20 protein-coding genes are annotated in these 24,611 nt (G+C 35.3%); 3 read left to right on the plus strand and 17 right to left on the minus strand.

Annotated features, from left to right (window positions below):
• The 12 genes from Q0U74_RS05790 to proB all read right to left on the minus strand — a co-directional run.
• Nucleotides 1–2,641: C1 family peptidase (locus Q0U74_RS05790; protein WP_297393220.1), on the minus strand; the 2,641-nt coding region annotated here is incomplete at its 3' end.
• 468 nt (nucleotides 2,642–3,109) lie between these two features.
• Entirely contained in the window at nucleotides 3,110–5,185 is a 2,076-nt protein-coding gene (locus tag Q0U74_RS05795) for a heavy metal translocating P-type ATPase (RefSeq protein WP_297393222.1), read from the minus strand.
• A gap of 1 nt (nucleotide 5,186) precedes the next feature.
• Nucleotides 5,187–5,498, minus strand: coding sequence for a DUF6110 family protein (locus Q0U74_RS05800; protein WP_297393224.1), 312 nt, complete (start codon nucleotides 5,496–5,498; stop codon nucleotides 5,187–5,189).
• A 247-nt stretch (nucleotides 5,499–5,745) separates the two neighbouring features.
• Nucleotides 5,746–7,428, minus strand: a complete 1,683-nt coding sequence (locus Q0U74_RS05805) for an ATP-binding protein (RefSeq protein ID WP_297393226.1) — start codon at nucleotides 7,426–7,428, stop codon at nucleotides 5,746–5,748.
• A gap of 1 nt (nucleotide 7,429) precedes the next feature.
• Nucleotides 7,430–8,110, minus strand: coding sequence for a response regulator transcription factor (locus Q0U74_RS05810; protein WP_297393228.1), 681 nt, complete (start codon nucleotides 8,108–8,110; stop codon nucleotides 7,430–7,432).
• A 4-nt stretch (nucleotides 8,111–8,114) separates the two neighbouring features.
• Complete coding sequence (gene phoU / locus Q0U74_RS05815; protein WP_297393230.1) at nucleotides 8,115–8,744, minus strand: phosphate signaling complex protein PhoU; 630 nt, start codon at nucleotides 8,742–8,744, stop codon at nucleotides 8,115–8,117.
• Nucleotides 8,744–9,499: a phosphate ABC transporter ATP-binding protein PstB gene (gene pstB / locus Q0U74_RS05820; protein WP_297393233.1), complete on the minus strand. Its 756-nt coding sequence runs from the start codon at nucleotides 9,497–9,499 to the stop codon at nucleotides 8,744–8,746. Before pstB ends, phoU begins: the two co-directional genes overlap by 1 nt.
• On the minus strand, nucleotides 9,499–10,380 hold the full coding sequence (pstA, locus tag Q0U74_RS05825) for a phosphate ABC transporter permease PstA (protein WP_297393235.1): 882 nt from the start codon (nucleotides 10,378–10,380) through the stop codon (nucleotides 9,499–9,501). The genes pstB and pstA overlap by 1 nt, the downstream gene beginning before the upstream one ends.
• Nucleotides 10,373–11,281 (minus strand): phosphate ABC transporter permease subunit PstC, encoded by a 909-nt coding sequence (gene pstC, locus Q0U74_RS05830; protein ID WP_297393257.1) that lies wholly within the window; start codon nucleotides 11,279–11,281, stop codon nucleotides 10,373–10,375. Before pstC ends, pstA begins: the two co-directional genes overlap by 8 nt.
• Nucleotides 11,282–11,309: 28 nt before the next feature.
• A complete protein-coding gene (locus Q0U74_RS05835; protein WP_297393237.1) occupies nucleotides 11,310–12,239 on the minus strand; it encodes a substrate-binding domain-containing protein in 930 nt (309 codons plus the stop codon).
• 292 nt (nucleotides 12,240–12,531) lie between these two features.
• Complete coding sequence (locus tag Q0U74_RS05840; protein WP_297393239.1) at nucleotides 12,532–13,788, minus strand: glutamate-5-semialdehyde dehydrogenase; 1,257 nt, start codon at nucleotides 13,786–13,788, stop codon at nucleotides 12,532–12,534.
• Nucleotides 13,766–14,548 (minus strand): glutamate 5-kinase, encoded by a 783-nt coding sequence (gene proB / locus Q0U74_RS05845; RefSeq protein ID WP_297393242.1) that lies wholly within the window; start codon nucleotides 14,546–14,548, stop codon nucleotides 13,766–13,768. Before proB ends, Q0U74_RS05840 begins: the two co-directional genes overlap by 23 nt.
• A 163-nt stretch (nucleotides 14,549–14,711) precedes the next feature.
• Between proB and Q0U74_RS05850 the strand changes: the two genes are divergently transcribed.
• Complete coding sequence (locus Q0U74_RS05850; protein WP_297393245.1) at nucleotides 14,712–17,015, plus strand: bifunctional dihydroorotate dehydrogenase B NAD binding subunit/NADPH-dependent glutamate synthase; 2,304 nt, start codon at nucleotides 14,712–14,714, stop codon at nucleotides 17,013–17,015.
• A gap of 59 nt (nucleotides 17,016–17,074) precedes the next feature.
• On the opposite strand, the gene Q0U74_RS05855 is transcribed toward Q0U74_RS05850, so the two are convergent.
• The 3 genes from Q0U74_RS05855 to Q0U74_RS05865 form a co-directional block, all read right to left on the minus strand.
• Nucleotides 17,075–17,380 (minus strand): cupin domain-containing protein, encoded by a 306-nt coding sequence (locus Q0U74_RS05855; protein WP_297393248.1) that lies wholly within the window; start codon nucleotides 17,378–17,380, stop codon nucleotides 17,075–17,077.
• A 67-nt stretch (nucleotides 17,381–17,447) separates the two neighbouring features.
• Nucleotides 17,448–18,254 carry a disulfide bond formation protein DsbA gene (locus Q0U74_RS05860; protein WP_297393249.1) on the minus strand — a complete coding sequence of 269 codons (807 nt, stop codon included), beginning with the start codon at nucleotides 18,252–18,254 and terminating at the stop codon, nucleotides 17,448–17,450.
• Nucleotides 18,255–18,320: 66 nt separating this feature from the next.
• Entirely contained in the window at nucleotides 18,321–19,757 is a 1,437-nt protein-coding gene (locus Q0U74_RS05865) for an NlpC/P60 family protein (protein WP_297393250.1), read from the minus strand.
• Nucleotides 19,758–20,110: 353 nt separating this feature from the next.
• Between Q0U74_RS05865 and nrdD the strand changes: the two genes are divergently transcribed.
• Both nrdD and nrdG read left to right on the plus strand, forming a co-directional pair.
• Entirely contained in the window at nucleotides 20,111–22,234 is a 2,124-nt protein-coding gene (gene nrdD, locus Q0U74_RS05870; RefSeq protein WP_297393253.1) for an anaerobic ribonucleoside-triphosphate reductase, read from the plus strand.
• Nucleotides 22,234–22,731: an anaerobic ribonucleoside-triphosphate reductase activating protein gene (gene nrdG / locus Q0U74_RS05875; protein ID WP_297393254.1), complete on the plus strand. Its 498-nt coding sequence runs from the start codon at nucleotides 22,234–22,236 to the stop codon at nucleotides 22,729–22,731. Before nrdD ends, nrdG begins: the two co-directional genes overlap by 1 nt.
• Nucleotides 22,732–22,816: 85 nt before the next feature.
• On the opposite strand, the gene Q0U74_RS05880 is transcribed toward nrdG, so the two are convergent.
• Together Q0U74_RS05880 and Q0U74_RS05885 are read right to left on the minus strand one after the other, a co-directional pair.
• Nucleotides 22,817–23,470 carry a hypothetical protein gene (locus Q0U74_RS05880; protein WP_297393255.1) on the minus strand — a complete coding sequence of 218 codons (654 nt, stop codon included), beginning with the start codon at nucleotides 23,468–23,470 and terminating at the stop codon, nucleotides 22,817–22,819.
• 93 nt (nucleotides 23,471–23,563) lie between these two features.
• Nucleotides 23,564–24,217, minus strand: a complete 654-nt coding sequence (locus Q0U74_RS05885) for a hypothetical protein (protein WP_297393256.1) — start codon at nucleotides 24,215–24,217, stop codon at nucleotides 23,564–23,566.
• Between the last annotated feature and the right edge of the window lie 394 nt (nucleotides 24,218–24,611).

A 24,611-nucleotide genomic window follows, 5' to 3' on the forward strand; every position in this document is an offset into this window, starting at 1 on the left:
CGGTTACAGCTTGATCTACTCCAGCTTTGTCTGTTGCTTCGTCTACTTTACCTTTTGCATCTGTCTTTTCGTCTTCACTTAGGTTTGGTAGCTTGCCTATTTCTTTTTTTGCTGCGTCTTTTGCTTCCTTAAGTTCTTGAGCATCTTTTGCTGCTTTATTCGCTGTGTCCTTTTCTTCTGCTTCTTCTACAGCTTGATCTACTCCAGCTTTGTCTGTTGCTTCGTCTACTTTACCTTTGTATGTGTCTTTTTCTTCTTCGCTTAGGTTTGGTAGCTTGTCTATTTCTTTTTTTGCTGCGTCTTTTGCGTCCTTAAGTTCTTGAGTGTCTTTTGCTGCTTTATTTTCTGCATCTTTTGCTTTTGCATCGGTTACAGCTTGATCTACTCCAGCTTTGTCTGTTGCTTCGTCTACTTTACCTTTGTATGTGTCTTTTTCTTCTTCGCTTAGGTTTGGTAGTTTGTCTATTTCTGTTTTTGCTGCATCTTTTGCTTGTGATAAATCTTCTTTTTCTTGATATTTTGCTGTTAAAGTTTTATCACCTTTTATTTTTGTTTCGAAATTATATTCTTCTGTGTCTTCATACCAACCTTTAAATACAAATATTTTTCCTGTTTCACTATCAATAAATTTTGTTATATCCTTTGTAAATCCTATTGGCTCTTTTGCTGTTCCATTTTCTTCTATTTTTTGGTCATCTGGCTTTGTTCCATAGGCTGTTTCAAAACTTACTGTGTATTCTATAGGTGCTATTTCTTTGAAGATTGCTTTTGCACTTGCATTTCCTTCTCCTATAGTAAGGGTTGTTTCGGGAGCTTTTTGGTCTGCTGCTCTTGCTCCTTCTACTTCCCACTTGTCAAATTCATAGCCTGGGTTTGGCTCTGCTTTTAAGGTTATTTTTGTTCCTTTTGGTCCTTTGGTTAGGTCTGCTGTTGCTGCTCCATTTCCATCATTATTTACAGTTACTGTGTATTCATTAGCTTTAACTGTTACAGTTCCAAGGAAAAGGCAGTATGAATCTCGAATTTTTTCGTAAAATGGGTCTGCATTTTCATCATTGTATCTATATGAAATGGCAGGTACTTTTTCACCTTCACTCCAACTTTTATAGGCAAGTCCTAATTTTTTTGATTCTATCTCTATCTTTAGGGCAAATTTGTCCTTAGTTAAAGTAAATGGTTTCGTTACTTCTAATGTATTGTATCCCTTTTCTGTAAAAGTCCCACTAGCCAAGGCTACCCACTTATCACTTTGGATATCTTCAAGTATTTCTCCTTGAGTCCCATTTGCGAAAGTGGTTTTGTGTCCTTTCAAAATGTCTGTATCTTCAGTTATATATATTTTATATGAGGCTGGTCTATCTGAAACATTATAATAAGTTAAGTACTTGATAGTTTCTGGTTCAGTTGTTTCTCTTTCATAAATATTTATAGCCTTATTTAAGTTTCCTTTTATATTTGCTTCTCGTGGATAATCTGTTTTCCCAGTATTATATACATTCTTTAAATTTTTTCGCTCATCTTGGCTCATAAGACTAGCATCTCGCGGTGTAATAAAAATATTCCAACTTGGAATGATTTTTCCATTACCTAAAAAAGATTCATAGGAAACCCAATGATAACCTCTAGCATCGTCATAGCGATTAAAAGGTGGCGCAGGAATTGAATTTTTAACCAAGAAAGCCCCTGTTGCTGTTTCTCCTAATTTATTGGTGATTTCTTTATCATCGTCCCAGCCTATTAATGCCACTGCATGATTATACTTCAGATAATTTGAATTTTTAAAATTTCTCACATAGTGATAACGAACTCCATTATTAAGAACAGATAACTTATCCCAAAATTTATCGCCTAAAACATCCTTACTATATCCGTCATAAGCTATTAAATAGGTTCCTGAAACTGATCCATTCTCATATATACATTTCTTTAAATTTTCAAGAGTTAAGTCTAATTCCAAGGTCTTTGTAACAAAAACATCTAGCTTTTTATTAAAGGCATCACCCAATATTTTAAAAGTATCTCCTTCACTAGCTGGCAATAGTTCAGCTCTTGATGGGTCAAATTCCTTATATGTTTTGTCTTTTGGATTATTTTCATCAATTGTGTATGCCGGGAAATTGGATTCTAGTACAGGACCAGCAAGTCTTGCACAATAAGCTAATACATCGTTTTCGTTTCCACCAGATTGAAGATCTGTATTGTTATCAATATTATATGCCATGTGACCTTCTGATAAGTCATAGTCTTGGTTATATTTTATTTTTAATAGTGATTCTACTACTGCAAGATCAGCATGAGCCCAACAGGTGCCTGTGTAAAATTGATCTTTTCGTGGACTTACGACACTTCTGCCAAAGTGGTTTAAACTCGTATCACTACTTCTGGAATCATATTTTCTGATGTTCGCAACTGGGCTTGACGATCTAGTCCTACGGCTTCTTGTCTTTTCTTGAGGAAAGATATACTTTGGTGGTATGTAGCCATAAGTAAATTCCTCTTTGTGATTTAGATAATATTGGTATTGGGGATTAGGTATGGGTTCCTCAATTTCCTTAAGGCTTATAGGTGCACTCTTTAATGTTTCTTCTTGCTTTGGAGCTGGCACTTGTTTATTTGACTGACCAGCTGCAAAAACAGGCATAGTAAATGCAGATATTAAGATTGTTAAGGCAAGTAATATTATCCAAAACTTCGTAGCTATTTTCTTTTTAAGTAGATACATTTTATTATCACTCCTTTATCAATTATTTGCTTTGAAAAGGACTTTTTCTTTTCTTCTGTAACTTTTTACTCTTTCGAATTTAGAAGTGATTTTTTCTCACTTTAAAAATTTATAGGGAAAAAGTCTGCAAAAATTTTTCTTGATATACAAATAAAATTTTTATTTGCTAGGTATGATAATTTTTGTGTTTTTTAATAGATTTTAATAGATTTTTATTGGTATTTTCATTATACCTATAGATTTAGAAAATGCAAAGGTTTTTCTTTTATCTTATAGGCTTTTGTTTTATTCCTTTTATGAAATGATTTTTCACATTTAAAAACTGACCTCAAGTAGTTGGTTTTTTGATCCAACTTTTGGGGTCAGTTTATGAAAATTTTTTTAATTTTATACTCTATAGTCTCTCATATTTCTTCCTGCAATGGCAACTGTTGATGCGTTGTGGAGGAAGGCTGAATTTGTATTTGTTAGATGTCCTGTTACTCCAAAAGCAATAAGGGCACTGTTAAAGGAAATTATGTGTCTGTAGTTTTTATGAATCCTCTTATCCAATTCTTTTGCAATTTTTATTACATCAATAAGTTCCTTTAGGGAGTCGGACTTTATTGATATGTCTGCAATTTCCTTGGCAATGTCGGCTCCTTCATGCATGGATATGCCCACATCTGCTGATGAAAGTGCAATAGAGTCGTTGATTCCGTCGCCAATCATGACAACTGTTCTGCCCTCTGCCTTTTCCCTGTCTACATAATCTTTTTTGTCTTCAGGTAAAACTTGTGCTTTATAATAGTCTAGGTCAAGTTTTTCTGCCACTGCCCTCGCAGAATTTTCTGCGTCGCCAGTTAGCATGGAAATTTTCCTGAAACCAAGCTCTCTCAAGGAGTCAATTGTGTATTTTGCGTCTTCTCTAAGAGGGTCGTCAATGCAAATTACTGCAATTAATTTTTCGTCAAAGGCAAGATATAAAAGTGAGTAATCTTCCTTTAATTTGTCAATTTTATTTTTTTGGTCCTCGTCAATTTTTATTTTCTCATCTTCTAAGATGAAGTGGGCTGAACCAATTAGGGCAACTTTATCGCCGATTTTTGATTTTATACCATGAGCAACAATGTACTCTGGCTCTGAGTGCATTTCTTCGTGGTTTAGATTCTTCTCATGGGCAGCCTTTACAACGGCATTGGCTATTGAATGTGGGAAGTGCTCTTCCAGACAAGCTGCAATCCTCAAACATTCATCTTCGTCATTGTCATAGAAGGCTATAACTTTTTCAACTTTTGGCTCTGACTTTGTGAGAGTTCCCGTCTTGTCGAAAATTATTGAATCTGCTTGGGCAAGTTTTTCCAAATACCTTCCGCCCTTTACGAGAATTTTTCTTTCAGATGCAGAAGATATTGCCTTCATAGTTGCAATTGGCATTGTAAGTTTAAGTGCGCAGGAAAAATCCACCATCAAAAAGGATTTTGCCTTGATGAAATCCCTAGTCAAGAGATAAGTTATACCTGCTCCCAAGAAGGAATATTTTACTATGGAGTCAGCCATTGACTCTGCCTTTTTCTCTGCAAGTGATTTATTTTTTTCGCTCTCGCCAATTAATTCTATTATGTGATTTATTCTGGAGTCGTCATATTTCTTTGTAGTCTTAACTAGGATGGCTCCCTCTTCTAAAACTGTGCCTGCAAAGACAGTTCCGCCTTCAGTTTTTTTCACAGGGAGGGACTCGCCAGTAAGGGAGGCTTCATTTACCATTCCAAAGCCCTTAACTATTTCGCCGTCAACAGGTATTGTTGAGCCCATGTTAACTTCTACAACTTCATCAAGTTCAAGGTCTTCTAATTTTTTAAGATACTTCTTGTCGCCTTCAAGAACAAAAACTTGGTCAACATTAAGTTTAAGGGATTGTGCTAGGTCTTCCTTTGATTTTTTTAGGGTATAGTCTTCCAACTCTTCGCCAAGTCCAAGTAGGAAGATAATATTACCTGCATCGCCAAATTCTCCATCTAAGATAGAAATTCCAATTGCAGCTGCATCTAAGACTTCAACCTTTAATTTTCTCTCTCTAAGACTTTTTAGTCCAGCCACAAGGTATGGAAGTGACTTTATTACAACGCCAATTGGCCTTAGTGGCATAGGCAAAATATGGGCGAAAAAAATCCTCCTATAAATTGCGTCGCGAAAAATGTGAAAAAGTTCTCTCTCCTCTTGAGGAACAAAGTCTACATCATCAATTTCAAAATCTCTTAAATCTTCTAAGTCAAAGTCTAAAATAAATTTTGCAATCCTTGGCAAGTATTCCTCTTCATAATTTACTACAATTGAATTTGCAAGAGGAGAAATCTTACAAGACTTCACGCCAGGTATTTCTTCAATTTTGTATTTTAATTTATTTACATAGCAGTCCCTAAGCAAATCCCTATATATAAAGCGACTCCTGCCAAGAGTTCTACTGGCAATACTTGCTTTCATATTAGTCTTCTACTTTTACTTCTACTTCTTCTGAAAGATCTTGGCTTTCTTCTGCAACTTTTTCAAGGTCTAGCCCAGCCTTTCTTTCAGCTTCTTTTCTCTCATCTTCAGCTTTTTTTACCTTAGCTTCAGCCACAATGTCTTCAGTGGAAACTTTTAAATTTTCCATGCCCTTGTCTAAGCCTTCTTTTATTTTAAGACCTTGTGTCACTGTAGATACAGCAAGTTTTTTTGCAGCTTGTGATGAAAGAATTTTTCCACCAAGAGCTCCTGCCACAAAACCTAATCCTAAATTAATTAATTTTTTCTTCATTTCATAACCTCCTATATTTACAATAATATTATCATTTACTGCCATTATTTACAATAATATTATCATTTACTGCCATTAATAATTAAATATATTACTGTCAAAATCATAATATTTTTAAAATTCCGAGAAAAAAACTGACTCAAGGAGCCAGTCTTTAAGGAGTTATTAAAATGCAAGAGCAAATTATTTTTAATTATATTTTACCTTTCTTTTTTGTCTTTTTATTTTATATTTTCACTTTATATTTTTAATTTATTTCACTTCTGTCTTTTCTTAAAATTACTTTGAAGCTCGTTCCCATGCCAAGCTCTGATGAAATTTCAAGCTTTCCATCAATGGACTGAAGAACATGCTTTACTATTGAAAGTCCAAGTCCTGTGCCGCCAATTTTTCTTGACCTTGACTTGTCTACCCTATAAAATCTTTCGAAAATCCTTGCGAGGTCCTTTGATGGAATGCCTATGCCTGTGTCAACAATTGAAACTTCGTAGTTTTTTTCGTCTTCAGATATTTTTATGTCTAGCTTGCCGCCGTCCTTGTTGTACTTTAAGCCATTGTTTATGATGTTGGCAAAAAGCTCCCACATCATGGTCTTATTTTCATATACAAGTCCATGGCCATCTAGGCTGACATCAATATTTTTTTCGTCAATTAGATTTCTCTGTGCCCTTAAAATGTCCCTTATTAGTTCATTTAATTTTATTTCTTCACGAGAGAAGGTCTCTTCACTTTCAAGACCAGATATTTTCATAATGTCTTCGATTAGGTTTAAGAGCCTCTTGGAATCATCATAAATAAGTTTATAAAATTCTTCCTTGTTGTCATCGTCAACCATTCCATTGACAAGAAGTTCTGAGAAACCACAAATTGATGTAAGAGGTGTCTTTAATTCGTGGCTCACATTGGAAGAAAATTCTTCACGAAGTCTTAGAGCTCTTATTTCTTCAGTTTCGTCTATAAATAATATTACTACGCCTCTAACTTTTTTGTCCTCGAAAACTGGATTTACATAAAATTTAAATTCTCTGTCCCCAATATTTGTAATAGATTCCACAGAAGAACCCATAAGGGCATCGTCAATTAATTTTAAAAGATCTTCGTCTCTTATTAAGTTTAAAATATTTTCTCCAATTAGATCTCTCTTGGAGTTAAAAAGTTCCCTTGCAGAGTTGTTTACAGAGAGCAAATTTTTATTTTCATCAATTATTATTAGTGACTCTTTCATATTTTTCAAAATTGTCTCAATAGTATCCCTTTCTCTACTGATCTCTCTATAATTTTCCTTTATGGTCTTGTTTTGCTTATTTATCTTGTTGATAAAGGGACTGATTTCTGGAAACATATCTGTGTCAATAGTAAGTAAATCTTCCTTTAAATTGTTTAAAGGTTCAAAGGTCTTTTTAGTAAGTCTTCTTGAAACTACTGTGGCTATGGCAAAGACAAGTAGCGACATTAAAATGTCTATGGGAAAAACTTTTCTGAAGGCGCCAAGGAGGTTGTCCATCTCCCTTGAAACCCTAAGTACCTTTCCATCCTCAAGCCTTAAGCTTACATAGTAAAGGTCCTTGGATAGGGTGTTGGAATATCTTTCAATTTTTGCAAAGCCATTTTTTTGTGCCTTTATGACTTCAGGTCTATCCTTGTGAGTAGGGAGAAACTTTGCATCTTGAGATGAATCGTAAACTACATCGCCATCTTCTTTTATGAGAGTAATCCTAAAGTCCCTCTTCTTTCTTGCCACATCATCTAAATAATTTTCGTCATCATCTATTTTGTTTAAAGTTTCGCCCATAGCGATGACTATATTTGAAAGGTCTTTGTTGGATCTGTCCACATAGACAGAGTAATAGATGAACATGGAGGCAATAGTCGAAAGAAAAAGTGTGAGAAGGGATATGCCCATGAGGTATCTAAAAAATCTTCTTTTCATATCAATCCTTCTCTGAAAGCATATAGCCCACGCCTCTTATTGTCTTTATATAATTTCTCTTGTCCTTTAATTTGTCGCGAAGAAGTTTTATGTGCATGTCCACAGTTCTTGTTTCGCCTTCATAATCGTAACCCCAAATGTAAGTTAGGAGTTTTTCACGAGAGATGACTATCTCCTTATTTAAAATTAAATATTTTAAAAGCTCATATTCTTTAAAGGTAAAGTCCACTTCTTCGCCATCAATTGTTACAATTCTCTTTAAATTGTTCATGACAATGCCGCCAAACTCTAAAATATTTCTGTCCTTTTCACTTGTGCTTGCACGCCTTGCTATGGCACCAACTCTTGACAAAAGTTCCATTACAGAGAAGGGTTTTTTGATATAATCGTCGGCGCCGCCATCTAGGGCAGAGATTATATCATACTCAGAAGTCTTGGCTGTAATCATCATGACCCAAATATTTTTTGTGTCTTCCTTTTCCTTTAGCTTATTCAAAATTTCTGTTCCATCAATGTCTGGAAGCATTATGTCAAGGAGGACAATGTCTGGTTTTTTTTCGCTTAGCTTATCAAAAAAGTCCTTGCCATTTTCAAAGCAATGGACCTGGTAGCCCTTGCTCCTCAGCGAATATTCAATTAATTTTAAAATCGATGTGTCATCTTCTACTACATAAATTAGCATTAAATCATCCTTCTATAGAAAACATTACCCACTTTGCAATATTAACAGCGTGATCTGCAATTCTCTCCAAATATTTTGCAATCATGATAAAATCAATGGCAGCTGCAGGATCAAAATCTGATTTAATTATATCAATTAATTGGTCTCTTATCATCACAAAATAATTATCTATTACATCATCATCGTCATCAATTTTTTCTGCAGAGTCCATGTCTAAATTTACAAAGGAGTCAATTGACTTGTTTAAGAGAAGAATTGTGGCTTCTGCCATTTGTTTTATGAGAGGAAATCTAGAAGTGTCGTAGTCATCAGGTAATATCATACAAATATCTGCTATGTCTCTTGCGTTGTCGCCAATTCTTTCCATGTCAGTGATCATCTTAAGTGCAGAGGACACTCTTCTTAAATCTCCTGCTGCTGGTTGTTGCTCAACGAAAATTTTTAAACATTGCTTTTGGATAATGCCTTCGTAGACATCTGTCCTTTCTTCATAATCTGAAACTTCTTCAGCAATTTTTTCGTCTTTTTCATCTAATAGAGATATAGCCTTTTTAATTGAAGTTTCATTTAGCATAGCCATCTCTAAAAGTAAATTATTTAAATGTCTTAATTCTTCATCAAATTTCTTTCTCATTAGCCGAACCTTCCTGTTACATATAATTCTGTCTTTTCTTCCCTTGGATTTGTAAATATGTCCACTGTGTTTCCGTATTCAACAATTACTCCGTGAAGGAAGAAGGCAGTTTTGTCAGAAATTCTTGAGGCTTGTTGCATATTGTGAGTAACAATTACAATTGTGTATTGTTCCTTTAGTTCTTGTGCAAGGTCTTCAATCTTTCCTGTAGAAATTGGGTCAAGAGCAGATGTAGGTTCGTCCATTAAAATTACTTCAGGATTTACTGCAATAGCTCTTGCTATACAAAGTCTTTGTTGTTGTCCACCTGATATTGAAAGGGCAGATTTTTTTAAATCGTCCTTTACTTCGTCCCAGATGGCAGCTTGCTTAAGTGATGACTCAACAATTTCATCAAGCTCAGCCTTATTTTTTATGCCGTGAGTCTTTGGACCATAGGCTATATTTTCATAAATACTCATTGGGAAAGGATTTGGTTGTTGAAATACCATTCCCACTCTTTTTCTAAGTTTATTTACATCATAATTCTTGGCGTAAATATCTTCGCCGTCAAGAGTTATTTCTCCTTCTATTCTACAACCTACTACTAGGTCGTTCATTCTATTTAAACATTTTAGAAAGGTTGACTTACCACAACCAGAAGGTCCAATAAAAGAAAGAATTTCATTTTCCCTAATGTCTAAATTAATATTGTGAAGTGCATGAAAATCTCCATAGTATAAATCAAGATCTTTGACATTCATCTTAGATTGCATTATTCTACCTCCTTAAGTTTGTCTGCAAGTTTAGTTGATGACCAGTTGATCAAGAGGACAAGTATCAAAAGCACCATGCCTGTTGCATAAGCTTCGCCAACATGTTTACCTTCAGATGATAGTACATACATGTGTAGGGCAAGTGTCCTTGATGATGATTTAAGTGACGCTGGAAGGGAAGTTGCTGTTCCCAAGGTGTACATTAAAGCAGCTGTTTCTCCAACTACACGACCAACTGATAAAATTATTCCTGATAAAATTCCTGGAATGGCAACTGGAAGTACAACCTTAAAAATTGTTCTAAGCTTGCCTGCTCCCAGGGCAAAGGAACCTTGTCTTATTGATGGGTGAACTGCCTTTAAGGCTTCTTCTGTTGCCCTCATTATAATTGGAAGAATCATAATGGATACAGTTAAAACACCAGATATTACTGAGAAGCCCATCTTTAGCTTTAAGCCAAAGAATAACATACCAAATAGTCCATAGACAATGGATGGAATGCCGGCAAGGGTTTCTGTTGCAAGTCTTATGGCCTTTACAAGTTTATTCTCTACATCTGTATATTCAACTAAGAATATAGCAGTGAAGATCCCTATTGGTGATGCAAATAAAATTGCAAGAACAACCGTAAGAAGGGTTGTAATTATTGCAGGTCCCATGGACACATTTTCTGTTGTGTAGTGTAGGGAAAGCATGTCTGGTCTAAAGGATAAGGCTCCCTTAAAAACTACAAAAGCTACAATAAATACAAGGACTGCAAAGGTCATAGCTGAAAAAAGTCTAGTTGTAATTCTATAAAAGGATAGGCCCTTTATAAAGCGAAGTCCCAGTACTAGAGCGACAAAAAATAATAAAACGCCTATTGTAATATATTTAACCATGGTTTTCGCTCCTACTCTTTACTATAAAAAATCCAATATTAATTAGAAGAATGAAAATAAATAGGACTGCTGCAGTTGCTATAAGAGCTTGTCTGTGCTCTCCAGCTGCATAAGCCATTTCAAGAACAATATTTGTAGTCATAGTTCTAATTCCCTTTAAAGGATTAAGGGTAAGTCTCGTTTGATTTCCTGCAACTAATATTACTGCCATTGTTTCGCCAATTGCACGACCAACTCCTAAAATTATTCCAGCAAAAATACCAGACTTTGCAGCCGGCACCATTACTCTTGTAATTGTTTCATCGTGAGTTGCACCAAGAGAAAGTGATCCTTGGTAAAAAGACTGTGGAACAGTTCTAAGAGATGCTTCTGCCATAGAAATTATTGTTGGCAAAACCATTATAAGAAGTAATATTGATGCAGATAGCATATTCATACCTGTGCCTCCAAAAAGGGCTCTGTTAATTGGCACAATAACTGTTAAGGCAAAGAAGCCATATACAATTGAAGGTATGCCTGTCATAAGATTTAGGGCAGGTTTTAAAATTCTATAAATGTTTTTTGGACAATCAAAGGCCAAATAACAAGCTACCATTACAGAAACTGGCACTGCTGCAATACATGACATTGCAGTTATTAAGATAGAGCCAATTATCATTGGTAGGATTCCATAAGAGGCTGGCACATTCATAGGTGCCCAGCTGTCATTAAGGACAAAGTTTTTTACTCCAATTTTACCAATAAAACCAAAGGAGTCTTTGAAGATAAATATACATATCAATAACAAGAAGAAAATTGATAGTATAGAGCAAATTAGGAAGAAATATTTAAATACTTCTTCCTTAGTAAATGCTTTTCTTTGGTTTTCTTTATGGAGTACTTTTTTATTAGTATCTTCCATTTTGTTCATTCCTTATACCTATTTACTATTATTTGCTAGCTTCTGCCCAGTCAGTTAATTTACCAGTAAAGATTTGTTGAAGTTGGTCCATTGTTAAATTTTCGCAGCCATTTTCATTATTTACGATTACTGCAATACCATCTCTTGCGATTACTGTGAATTCAAGAGCTTTCTTTTCTTCGTCCTTAAGTTCTCTTGATGCCATACCAAGCTGTGCTGTTCCTTCCATAGCTGCAGTCATACCAGCAGAAGAACCGTTAGATTGGATGTCGATTTGAACCTTAGGGTTTTTAGCCTTGTAAGCTTCAGCAAGTTTTTCCATTAGAGGAGAAACTGAAGTTGAACCAGCAATTGTGATGTGTGCATCATTGTCAATTGCTTCGTATTTAGCACCAGTTGCATCTCCAACATAACCTTCTTCTCCACAAATTTTTTGTCCTTCGTCAGACATTATAAATGTGATTAAGTCCTTAGCCTTTGCATCAACGTCAGCCTTGTAAGCTACATTAAATGGTCTTGCAAGTTTGTAGTCGCCAGATTTGATGTTTTCAGGAGTAGCTTCAACGCCTTCAACTTTTACAGCCTTAACAGTTTCGTTTAAAGATCCTAGAGAGATATATCCAATAGATGCCTTGTCCTTTTCAACAGTTGTAAGAACTGCATCAGTAGAAGATTGAACTGCTGCTTCAGCATAAGTGTTGTCAACTTCTTTGCCGCCGTCTTTTGTAAGAACGCCAGTAAGTTCAGTGAAGGCAGATCTTGTACCTGAACCTTGTTCTCTTGAAATAACATTAATAGTTCCAAGATCAGCTGCGTTAGATCCCTTTTCTTCTTGTTTTGCTGCGTTTTCTTTTGGAGCATTTGCTGCTGCCTCTTCCTTTTTGTTTCCTCCACAAGCAACTAGAGATGCTGCAAGTGCAAGAATCATACCAACCTTACCAATTTTTTTAATTTCCATTATTATCTTCCTTTCAAATATGATTTTTAATTTCAAGGCCATTATAAAAAGCCTTTGTAAATTTGAAAGATGGCTATTGTAAATTTCATGTAAAATATTTTACACAGTGTGAAAGAATGGTGAAAGTTTGTAAATTTTTCTTAAAAAATTTTCATTGGCTTAAAATTAATAAAATTCTTCGTGTTTTTGTGAGCCATGGCAAATTTTTTCACCCCATAAAAAATAGAGTAGATGAGAAAAAATCTACTCTATTATGCTTTCAATTAATATTTATTTTAGTCTTTTTTAAATTTTATTTTCTAAATTCGCCGTGACCAAAAATTATATACTTGTAGCTTACAAGTTCATCTAAGCCCACTGGTCCCCTTGCGTGAAGCTTTTGCGTTGAGATGCCAAGCTCTGCACCCTTGCCAAATTCTCCACCGTCTGTAAATCTCGTGGAGGCATTTACATAAACGCAGGCTGAGTCAACGCCCTCTAAAAATTTCATGGCTCTCTCATAGGATTTTGTTAGGATTGCTTCAGAGTGCCCCGTAGAATATCTTGTGATGTGGTCTATTGCCTGGTCAACATCTTTTACAGTCTTGACAGAAAATTCGTAGTCAAGGTACTCACGACCAAAGTCATCTTCTGTGGCAGGAACTGCATTTTTAAATTTAGGAAGAGATTTTTCGTCAGCGTGAACCTTAATATTATATTTTTCTACGACTTCATTTAACAAGTCATAAAACTTGTCTTCTATATTTTCATTTACCACAAGAGATTCCATGGCATTGCAGACGCCAATTCTTTGAGTCTTTGCATTTTCAATAATCTTTATGGCATTTTCTATGTCCGCATCTTGGTCAACATAGATGTGGCAATTGCCCACTCCAGTTTCAATTACAGGCACCTTGGCATTTTCCACAACAGAATTAATAAGTGATGCTGAACCTCTTGGTAAAAGCAAATCAACGTAGCCTTTAAGCTGCATAAGTTCCTTGGAAGATTCTCTCGAAGTGTCCTTAACAATTTGCACAAAATTTTCGTCGTAGCCAGCATTTTTTATGCCCAGCCTAATGGCATCTGCTATGGCAATGTTTGAATTTATAGATTCCTTGCCGCCGCGAAGAATTATGGCAGAAGATGCCTTTAGGGATAAAATCGCTGCATCAAGAGTTACATTTGGTCTTGACTCATAAATTATGGCAATGACTCCCATGGGAACAGTTTTCTTTCCTATTAAAAGCCCTGCATAATTTTCTTCCATGGACAAAACCCTGCCCACTGGGTCCTTAAAGTCTATGACCTCATCAATGGACTTTGCCATGGCTTCAATTCTTCCCTCATTTAAAAGCAGTCTATCGATTAAGCCTTCAGGCATATTATTTTCTCTGCCCTTTTTTATGTCAATTTCATTTGCATCTAAAATCTTTTTTCTTTCAGATAAGAGTGACTCCTTAATGGAGGCAAGCATCTTATTTTTTTCAGCTGTATTTAATTTTTTTAACTTGTAGGAAGCTTCCTTTGCAATTTTCCCAAGCTCTTTAACACTTAAAATAGGTTCCAATTTCTTCTCCTTTAACTATATCTCTAATTGTCTTCATGCTTTCGCCAGAGGCAATTACAACTTCAATGTTTTTTTCTATGGCAAGTTTAGCTGCCTTGATTTTCGTCTGCATGCCACCTGTGCCAACCTTGGACTCAGTTTCCTTTGCCATGCCTTCCACACTATTTATGTCATCAACCTGATGAATTATCTTGGCGTCCTTATTTTTTCTAGGGTCGTCAGTGTAAAGCCCCTCAATGTCTGTAAGCATTATAAGTAGATCTGCCTTAACCATTCTGGCAATCACTGCAGAAAGTGTGTCGTTGTCGCCAAATTTTATTTCGTAAGTGGAAATTGTGTCGTTTTCATTTATTATTGGAATGGCATTCATGCCCTGCAATTTTTCAAAGGTGTTCTTGGCATTTTCTCTCATCTCGTCATCTTTTTCAATTTGCCTTGTGAGAAGTATTTGGGCAGAGTTGTAGCCATAGGAAATAAGTGACCTGTCGTAAATATTTGTAAGGGCAACTTGACCAACGGCTGCTGCCGCTTGTTTTTCTGAAGTTTCCTTTGGTCTTTCAGGTAGATTTAATTTAGCACGACCTGCTGCTATGGCACCAGAAGAAACTAAAATTACTTCCATTCCCCTATTTTTTAAGTTTGCAATTTCAAAGCAAAGCTCGTCGATTTTTTGTAAATTTATTTTTCCATTGTCGTGAGTAATAGATGAAGAACCAACTTTTATCACGACTTTTTTTATTTCTTTTGAAAATTTTCTCATTTCAATCACCTTAGATATAATATACTTTAAAATTTTACTTTAGTAAATATTTTTTCTCTTTTGCTGGGAAAAAGTAGGCTTTTAAATAAATTATCCCAGCATTTTAAATTTCTCCCCCTCTGAATTTGCCCTTATGCTATAATATCCTTGGAGTGTGATTATTTTGCCAAAAATATTAAGAAAAAAAGAACTTGCGCCAAATATTTATTTATTTGACATATATGCACCTAAAATTGCAGCTTCTGCAAAGCCAGGTCAATTTATTATTTTAATAGCAGACAAATATTCCGAGAGAATTCCTCTCACAATTTCTGATTACAATGTAGAAAGAGGCAGCGTGCAAATAGTTGTACAAGCTTCTGGTGAATCTACAAAAAAAATTGCAGCCTTTGAAGAAGGAGAAAGCTTTAAAGATTTTGTTGGGCCTCTTGGTCACGCATCTGATTTTTGCCAGATGGACCTTGACTCTTTAAAGGACAAAAAATACCTATTCGTTGCTGGCGGCGTTGGAACTGCACCAGTTTATCCTCAAGCAAAATTTTTTAAGGACCATGGACTTCACTGCGACATTATCATTGGAGCAAAGTCCAAGGAATTTGTAATCCTAGAAGATGAATTAAAATCTGTCTGCGACAATTTATACATAGCAACAGATGATGGTTCTTACGGTTTTAAGGGCCTAGTTACTGATAAAATCGCAGATCTAATTGAAAATGAAAATAAAAAGTACGATCATGTGGTTTCCATTGGACCTATGATTATGATGAAGTTTGTTTGTTTAACTACAAAAAAATACAATCTTCCAACTACAGTTTCCCTTAACCCAATAATGGTTGATGGAACTGGCATGTGTGGAGCTTGTCGTGTAAGCATTGGCGGCAAAACTAAATTTGCCTGTGTTGATGGACCAGAATTTGACGGCCACCTAGTTGACTTTGATTCTGCAATGAAAAGGCAAAGACAATATGTAGGCAATAAGAAGACTTATGCAATAGCCGACCACCACTGCACAATGGATCTTGCAGTTTCTGACCACTTGGCAGAAGGTCCTCATGATCAAGAAAAAGATGGACTTGTAATAAAAAAAGCTGAAGATAGATTTAAGCGCGTGCCAATTGCTGAGCAAGCACCTGAAGAGAGAAATAAAAACTTTAAGGAAGTTTGTCTTGGCTACACAGCTGAAGAAGCTGTGGAAGAAGCAAGCAGATGTCTTAACTGCAAAAAGCCTGGCTGCGTTGGTGGCTGCCCTGTCTCCATTGACATACCTGGCTTTATAAAGGAAATTGCCAGCGGAAACTTCAAACAAGCCTACAAGGTTCTTTCCCTTTACACATCTCTACCTGCAGTTTGCGGAAGAGTTTGTCCACAAGAAACACAATGTGAAGAGAGATGCGTCCTTGTAAATCGTGGCGACTCTGTTTCCATAGGAAAGCTTGAAAGATTTACAGCAGATTATGCAAGACGCCACCAAATAAAAGAAGTTGGCGAAATAAGAAAAGTAAATAAAAAAGTTGCCGTTGTTGGTGCAGGTCCTGCAGGACTTACTTGTGCAGGTGAACTTGCAAAAATGGGCTACGATGTGACAATTTTTGAAGCCCTTCAACAATCTGGCGGAGTTTTAATTTACGGCATACCAGAATTTAGACTTCCCGATGAAGTTGTGGAATACGAAGTAGAAAATATTAAAAATCTCGGCGTAAAAATCGAAAACAACTTTGTCATTGGCAGAACTATGACTATTGACGACATAATAAAAGAAGGCTACCAAGCAGTCTTTATAGGCTCTGGCGCAGGTCTTCCTAAATTTATGAATATACCTGGAGAAAACTTAAATGGAGTTTACTCTGCCAATGAATTTTTGACAAGAAATAATTTAATGAGATCCTTTGACGAGGAATACGACACTCCGGTTAATGTTGGAGCAAAAGTTGCCGTAGTTGGCGGCGGTAATGTGGCTATGGATGCTGCAAGAGTTGCCAAGAGACTTGGCGCCGATGTCTCCATTGTCTATAGAAGAACTGAAAAGGAACTACCAGCAAGAGCTGAAGAAGTTCACCACGCAAAAGAAGAAGGCATCAAGTTTGAAATGCTAACTAACCCAGTAGAAATCCTTGGCGACGATGAGGGCTGGGTTAAGTCCCTTAAGTGCGTGAGAAATGAACTTGGAGAACCTGATTCATCTGGCAGAAGAAGACCAGTGCCAATTGAAGGTAGCGAATACGAAGAAGAATTCCAAACAGTTATCATGGCTCTTGGAACAAATCCAAATCCACTAATTTCTTCAACAACAAAAAATCTTGACATAGCAAAATGGGGCGGCATAATTGTAAATGAAGAATCACAAACATCTCGCCAAGAAATCTTTGCCGGCGGCGATGCAGTAACAGGTTCTGCCACAGTAATCCTTGCCATGGGCGCAGGAAAAAATGCAGCAAAATCAATTGACGAATTTTTGAGAAACAAATAATTTTATAAAAAAATTTTTAGGGAAGAGTTTTGCTCTTCCCTATTTCTTTTCTCTTAAATTTATTTTTTAAAAATGCAAAGCCATACTGCTCTATCTTGACTCCTTACCCTGTGAATTTGGTGAGGTCTTATCTCTAACGTGTCTCCCTTTTCTAAACTTATAATCCTTCCATCATCGTATTCTATCTCAGCCACGCCGCCAATGAGAATTACAATTTCAAGCTCATCTTGGTCATAAAAACCTGTGATCTGATTGAGTGACATAGTCCTAATAATTTTTAGACTCTCATCTTCATAAATTTTTTCTTCAATTTCCCTATCCTTTGAAAATTTTAAATTTTTAAAAACATTGTATAAGTCTTTCATAAATTTATTATAACACCCCTCTTGTAAAAAAAGACATCCAAGCCAAGGGGCGTCTCCTTTAAAAATTCTATTTTAATTTTAAAATTTCAAAAGCATTGGTCTTGTGGACAAAAACTTTTTTATTTTCTATTAGTTCCTCTAATTTATTTTCCTCGCCAAAAACTATTTTTATTTCATCTTTTAGGACCAAGTCGTAGGTCCTTATATAGTCCAAAATTTTTTCTTCTTCTGATAAATTTTCCTCTCTCTCCTCTAGGTCCAAATTTTCCAAGAAAAATTCCTCAATTCTTCCAAAGTCCATAATATTTTGAAGGACACGATTATTTTCTGTAATCAAAAATCCCGGCAGCTTTTTTATCCTGTAGTCAAAGGCTTCCATCCTGTTGGCAAGAAAAACTTCCTGGCTATTTTCATAATTAAAGACAAATTCATCAAAGTCCACCTTAAAACTTTTTAAAATTTCCCTTTCCACATCTAAGTCATAAATATTTTTCCCAAAAATTATTGCCTCTTCCAAAATTTTTTTCATGTAGGCAGATGAATTTTCCTCGTCAATTTCCTTAAAGGCTAGAAAATATTTATCTAGTGGATAGGAGGACTTGTAGTCTTCTGTAAAAAGTTCTGGCACAGATTTAAAGCCTGGCATCTTTGTAATAGTCCCCGCCGCCCTATACATGTCGTACAAAATTTTATTGCCCAGCTCTAGGGAATTCTTCTCCCTAAAGTTTTTAGGTAGAAATTCTTCATAATTTCCAATTAGTCCTCCCATGATAAATTCGTAGCTGAAATTTTTATATTTTCTCTCAAATTTTCTAAGAAGGGGAAATAGTCCCCACAAGAAGGGATCCAAGACATCAGTAAATATTTTTAACATAGTAACCTCGTAATTAATAATTTTTCTTTTATTCTATCATAAAAAAAGAGGGGAGACCCCTCTTTCTCATATATCTAAAATTCTAAGTGCCTTGTAGCCGCTCTTCCTAAGAGGAGCAACACGAACGCCAGCTTGTGGCACAGACTCAACTACCTTTCCGTCGCCAAGGTATATCATAATGTGGGAGCCAGCCTTGTTTAAAAGGTCTCCTCTTCTCAAGTCTTTCATTGGAATTTCTTTGACAGCAGGGCTTCCTTCAATTAGCCAAGAGTAGGCAGGCGCAAGATCAAAGCCAGCAACATCAGCTGCAGCTCCAACTAAGCCTGAACAATCATATTGATCATAAGAGAAACCTTGTACGCTTAGGGCATAATTTATCATGTGCTCTATTTTTTCATTGTAATTTTGTGGAGAAGTGGCATACCACCAATTGAATCCAATGTTTTTCCCCTTTTTTGCAAGATTATAGACTTGATTTTTATCTGCAGTGAAATTTACAAGATCAGAATTATTTCCATAGTTTATTTCATATCTTTCTTCTATTGGGGCATTAAAAATATAAGATACATTTTCGTATTTTTTGTCAAGATTAACAAGCTCCATGTATTTTATTTCGTAAACATTATTAAAGCCGCTTAATTTTTTTGCCCTTGCATAAGGTATAAAAATATTTTTCTTAAACCAATTATTTAAATAGGACTGACTCATGCTTACATCATTGCCATCAATGCCAAGGCTTTTATTTTTTAAAACACTATAGTTCATGTAAATGAGAGCAGTGTCCTTTGCAAGGTTAATGGAATCTCCACATTCCTTAAAGCTAGTAATTTTAGAATTTTTTATTTCTGCCACATAGCCTGGCATAAGGTTTAACTTTCTTGGGCTTCCGCTAGCAGGAATGTAGCAAAAAGAATTTTCCAAGCCTAAAATCTCTACAGAAAGATCCTTACTTTCTTCAGTTTTTGGAAGTTCTTCACTTGTAGTTTTTACCTTTTCGCTACTAGAAAGCTGTGGATTAATAATTACACACTTGTCCTTATTGTCATAGTCCACCATAAAATCAAGGGCGGAGGCTAAGTCGCGAAGCTTGAAATAATTATTTCCATCAATATTGTATCCGCCTATTTTTATTTCCTTGCCGTCTACAAAAATCTTTTGCCTCGTCTCATAGGCATCCTTGTCTCCATAAATTTTCTTTACCATTTCTAGAGCGTCAAAATCAGCATATTTTTTTCCAGTGTTAATAAATACTGCGTCCTTACTTTCATCGTATTTCACATCAAACTTCTTCACTGTGTTATTCATATAATTTGCCAGTGTTCGAAGCTTAAAGTAATTGTAGTCATTGATGTTGTAAGTTGAGAAGGGTAGTGTTCTCTCCTCTCCATCGGGGTCAATGATCTTCATGTAAGAATCATTGTTGGGAGAAGCTGAAATTGCAAAAGCTCCCTGTGGCAGCAAAATTGATAAAAATAAAGTCAATAACAATAAAATTTTTTTCATATCTAACTCCTTATAATTATTCTCTTACTTATATTCTATCATTTAAAACTCTAATGTAAATTTGAAAAGAGGAATAAAACTCTTGTGGAATTTATAAAAAAATATGCAATAAAATTTTTTTATAAGAGATTAATCTTTTGCCCAAATAGGAACTCTTTTTTGCAAAATTTTAATTTTATATTTCCTAATTACTACTAATGGATTAAAAAAATAGCTTAAATATGAATTATTTATCTTTTTGTAAAATTTAAAGGAAAACCCAATATCTTGTTTTCATTCTTTAATTTCCCTACTATATGTAGTATAATTATATCTATCGAAAATAATTATATTAATTAGAAAGGATGGGTAAAATGCCACAAGTTATTAAGAGAAATGGCAAAAAAGTTGATTTCAATCGAGATAAAATTGTAATCGCCATAGAAAAAGCCATGCACTCAAGTTCTGGTGTATATGTAGAAAACCAGGCACTAGAAATTGCAAAGGAAATTGAAGCCCTTGCAAACAATAAGGAACTTCCTCTTTCAATTTACGACATAGAAAGCGAAGTTTATTACCGCTTAATTCAAAATGACAATCCTGCCACTGCAAGAGCCTACGAATCTTACAAAGCTGTTCAACAATATAAGCGTGAACAAAATACTACTGATGAGGGCATACTTGGTCTTTTAAATGAAACTAATGAAGACTTAATGGACGAAAACTCAAATAAAAATGCCATCATCGCCTCTACTCAAAGAGATTTAATAGCAGGCGAAGTGTCAAAAGACATTGCCAAGAGAAAAATGATTCCTGCAGATTTAGTTGAGGCACATGAATCAGGTGCCATTCACATTCACGACATGGATTATTTTATCCAACCTATTTTTAACTGCTGTCTAGTCAACATGAAGGACATGCTTGACAATGGAACTGTTGTCAATGGAAAGATGATAGAAACTCCAAAATCCTTCCAAGTTGCCTGCAATGTTATGACACAAATTATTGCACAAATTGCATCAAACCAATACGGCGGACAAAGTATTAACATATCTTGTCTAGGCAAATACTTAAGAAAATCCTATGAAAAGAATTTAAATCTTTCCCTAGATACTCTAGGCGACATAGAACTTGCTGAAAAAATGGCAGACAAAATGACTAAAAAGGATCTTGAAAGTGGAATTCAAACTATTCAATATCAAATAAACACTCTCATGACTTCCAATGGTCAAGCACCTTTCGTTACACTTTTCATGTGGCTTGAAGACAATGACCAATATGTTGACGAAGTTGCCATGATTATCGAAGAAATTTTGAAGCAAAGAATTCAAGGCATAAAAAATGATGCCGGTGTATATGTTACTCCAGCCTTCCCTAAATTAATTTATGTACTTGACGAAAACAACGTCAACAAGGATTCAAAATATTATTATTTGACTTCCCTTGCCATTAGATGTACTGCAAAGAGAATGTACCCAGACTACATCTCTGCAAAGAAAATGCGTGCCAACTACGAAGGCAATGTATTCTCTCCAATGGGCTGTCGTGCCTTCCTTCCTCCATACAAGGACGAAAAGGGCAACTACAAGTTTGAAGGAAGATTTAACATGGGCGCTTGTTCCATTAACCTACCTCAAATTGGAATCTTAGCTGGTGGAGACGAAGAAAAATTCTTTGAAATCTTAGAAAAGAGATTAGATTTAGTAAAGAGAGTTGGACTTCTTCGCTACGAACACTTAAAGAAAGTATCTAGCGATTCATCTCCAATTCACTGGCAACATGGTGCCATAGCAAGACTTGGCAAACACGAGCCAATTGCACCACTACTAGAAAATGGTTACTCCACAGTTTCCCTTGGCTACATTGGAATATATGAAGCAACTGTATTAACTAAGGGCGTAAGTCACACTGACAAGAAGGGCTATGCCTTTGCCATGAGAATCATGGATGCCCTAAACGATGCAGTAAAAAAATGGACTGCGGAATATGGAATTAAGTTCACACTTTATGCAACACCTGCAGAGTCACTTACACAAAGATTTGCCAACATTGACAAGGAAAGATTTGGCATTATCGAAAATGTAACTGACAAGGGTTACTACATCAACTCCTTCCATGTTGATGTTCGTGAAAAAATTTCTGTCTTCGAAAAATTTGCCTTTGAAGCAAAATTCCAAGACAAGTCAACTGGCGGCTGCATCTCCTATGTAGAAATACCAAACATGGGTCACAACTTAGAGGCACTTGAAACAATAGTAAGATTTATTTATGACAACATTCAATACGCAGAGTTCAACACAAAATCAGACTACTGCTCTGAATGTGGCTTTGATGGAGAAATAAAACTTAACGATGAAGGTCAGTGGGAATGTCCACAATGTCACAACACTGATAGGTCAACTCTTAGCGTTGTAAGAAGAACTTGTGGCTACCTTGGAGAAAACTTCTGGAACGAAGGCCGTACAAAAGAAATCAACGCAAGGGTGCTACACATCTAATGAATTATGCGCAAATAAGAAAATATGATGTTGCAAATGGACCTGGCATAAGGACCACAATTTTTGTCACAGGTTGCACTCACAATTGTCACAACTGTTTTAACAAAGAATACCAAGACTTTAACTTTGGCGAACCTTGGACAGACAAGGAAACAAGAGAAGTCGTTGACTATTTAAAACTAGATGAAGTAAAGGGGCTTACGCTACTAGGCGGTGAGCCCTTTCAAAATGAAGTGGACCTCTTAAAAGTTATTCGTGACATAAAAAAAGAAGTCCAAAAGGAAATTTGGATCTTCTCTGGTTATACTTATGAAGAAATCTTAAGGGACAAAGATAAAAAAAACCTCTTAAAGGAATGTGACGTCCTTGTAGACGGAAGATTTGTAGAAGCCCTAAAGGATTTGAGTCTCAGGTTTCGCGGCTCATCCAACCAAAGGATAATCGACATAAAAAAATCCTTGGCTGCAAATAAAGTAGTTTTATTCGACTTAAAATAATAACAAACTTAAATTTTTATAAAAAAGAAAAATTCCTCAGCTATGATGGTTAAACATCACTGCTGAGGTCTTTTTTTGTCCTTTTTTATTCTTCTGGTGGGATTGGCTTTTCTAAATTTTCATCGTCAAAGAAGTTAGTCCCATCATCGGCATTACTTTGAACGGTCCCAAAGGTAGAAAGGTAGTCCACCCCATCAATTGTGTAGTAAATTTCAATCCTTAAATATTCCATAAAATATTTTTCAAACTGAGTGCTGTATCTCTTAGTTTCAAAATAATACCTGCCATCGTCAAGCCTATCTAACTCGCCTTCTATAACTCTTTGCTTTTGATTGTCATCAAAAGGAGATGAATAGACAAATATTTTTATTCTTGGTATTTCTGGCTCATAAACTTTTCCCTTATTTATGAACTCTACATAAAATTTATTATCTTCACTTAAGTGTATACAAGGTATGTCTCCTTCTACCCTACCAGCAATTGTATCTCTTAATTTCACTATTTCTTTTTCAGAAAAATTTTCAAATTTCTCTCTCTCAAAAGTCCTTACAATTGGTTTTCTTTCGTCATTAGACACCTTTATATTTACCTTAACCCCATGGACAGAATTATTTCTCTTTGACTCCGGAGTTGGTGAAAAATAAATTTGGGCTGCTGCAAATAAAATCATTGCAAGAACAAATAAAATTGCTAAAATAATAAATAAAATTTTAAAAACTTTCACGACTTTACTTTTCATAATATCACCTATTTTATTATTACCCCATTTGATATTAATAAAAATAAAAATTTACAATAAAAAAATCTTCCTCAAAGGGAAGATCTTCTTGTCTTATTCTTCTGGTGGGATTGGTTTTTCTAAAGTTTCGTTATCAAAGAAGTCTGTGCCCTCATTGGCATTATCTTGGAAGGTCCCAAAGGTAGAAACATAGTCCACGCCATCAATAGTATAATAAATTTCAACTCTTAGGTATCCAATAAAATATTTTTCAAATTGAGTGCTATATCTCTTAGTTTCATAAAAATACCTACCATCATCAAGCCTATCTAACTCGCCTTCTATTACTCTCTGTTTCTGTTTGTCATCATGATGAGAGGCAGAGGCAAAGATTTTAATCTTTGGAATTTCTGGCTGATAGACTTCTCCTCCGCTTTCAAAAGTAAAATAAATCTTATTGTCTTCATTTAAATGTATACAAGGGATGTCACCTTCTACCCTTCCACCAATCGTATCTCTTAATTTCATTATTTCTTTTTCAGAAAGATTTTCAAATTTCTCTTTCTCGAAGGTCCTAATAATTGCTTTCCTCTCATCATTGGACACCTGAACATTTACCTTGACACCATGGACAGAATTATTTCTCTTTGACTCTGGAGTTGGTGAAAAATAAATTTGGGCTGCTGCAAATAAAATTATTGCAAGAACAAATAAAATTGCTAAAATAATAAATAAAATTTTAAAAACTTTCACGACTTTACTTTTCATAATATCACCTATTTTATTATTACCCCATTTGATATTAATAAAAATAAAAATTTACAATAAAAAAATCTTCCTCAAAGGGAAGATCTTCTTGTCTTATTCTTCTGGTGGGATTGGTTTTTCTAAAGTTTCGTTATCAAAGAAGTCTGTGCCCTCATTGGCATTATCTTGGAAGGTCCCAAAGGTAGAAACATAGTCCACGCCATCAATAGTATAATAAATTTCAACTCTTAGGTATCCAATAAAATATTTTTCAAATTGAGTGCTATATCTCTTAGTTTCATAAAAATACCTACCATCATCAAGCCTATCTAACTCGCCTTCTATTACTCTCTGTTTCTGTTTGTCATCGACTCAAGAGGTGTCATGTCCATGGATAGACTTTGGTTAAATGTCT

Source organism: uncultured Peptoniphilus sp. (assembly GCF_946998875.1).
GTDB lineage: Bacteria > Bacillota > Clostridia > Tissierellales > Peptoniphilaceae > Peptoniphilus_A.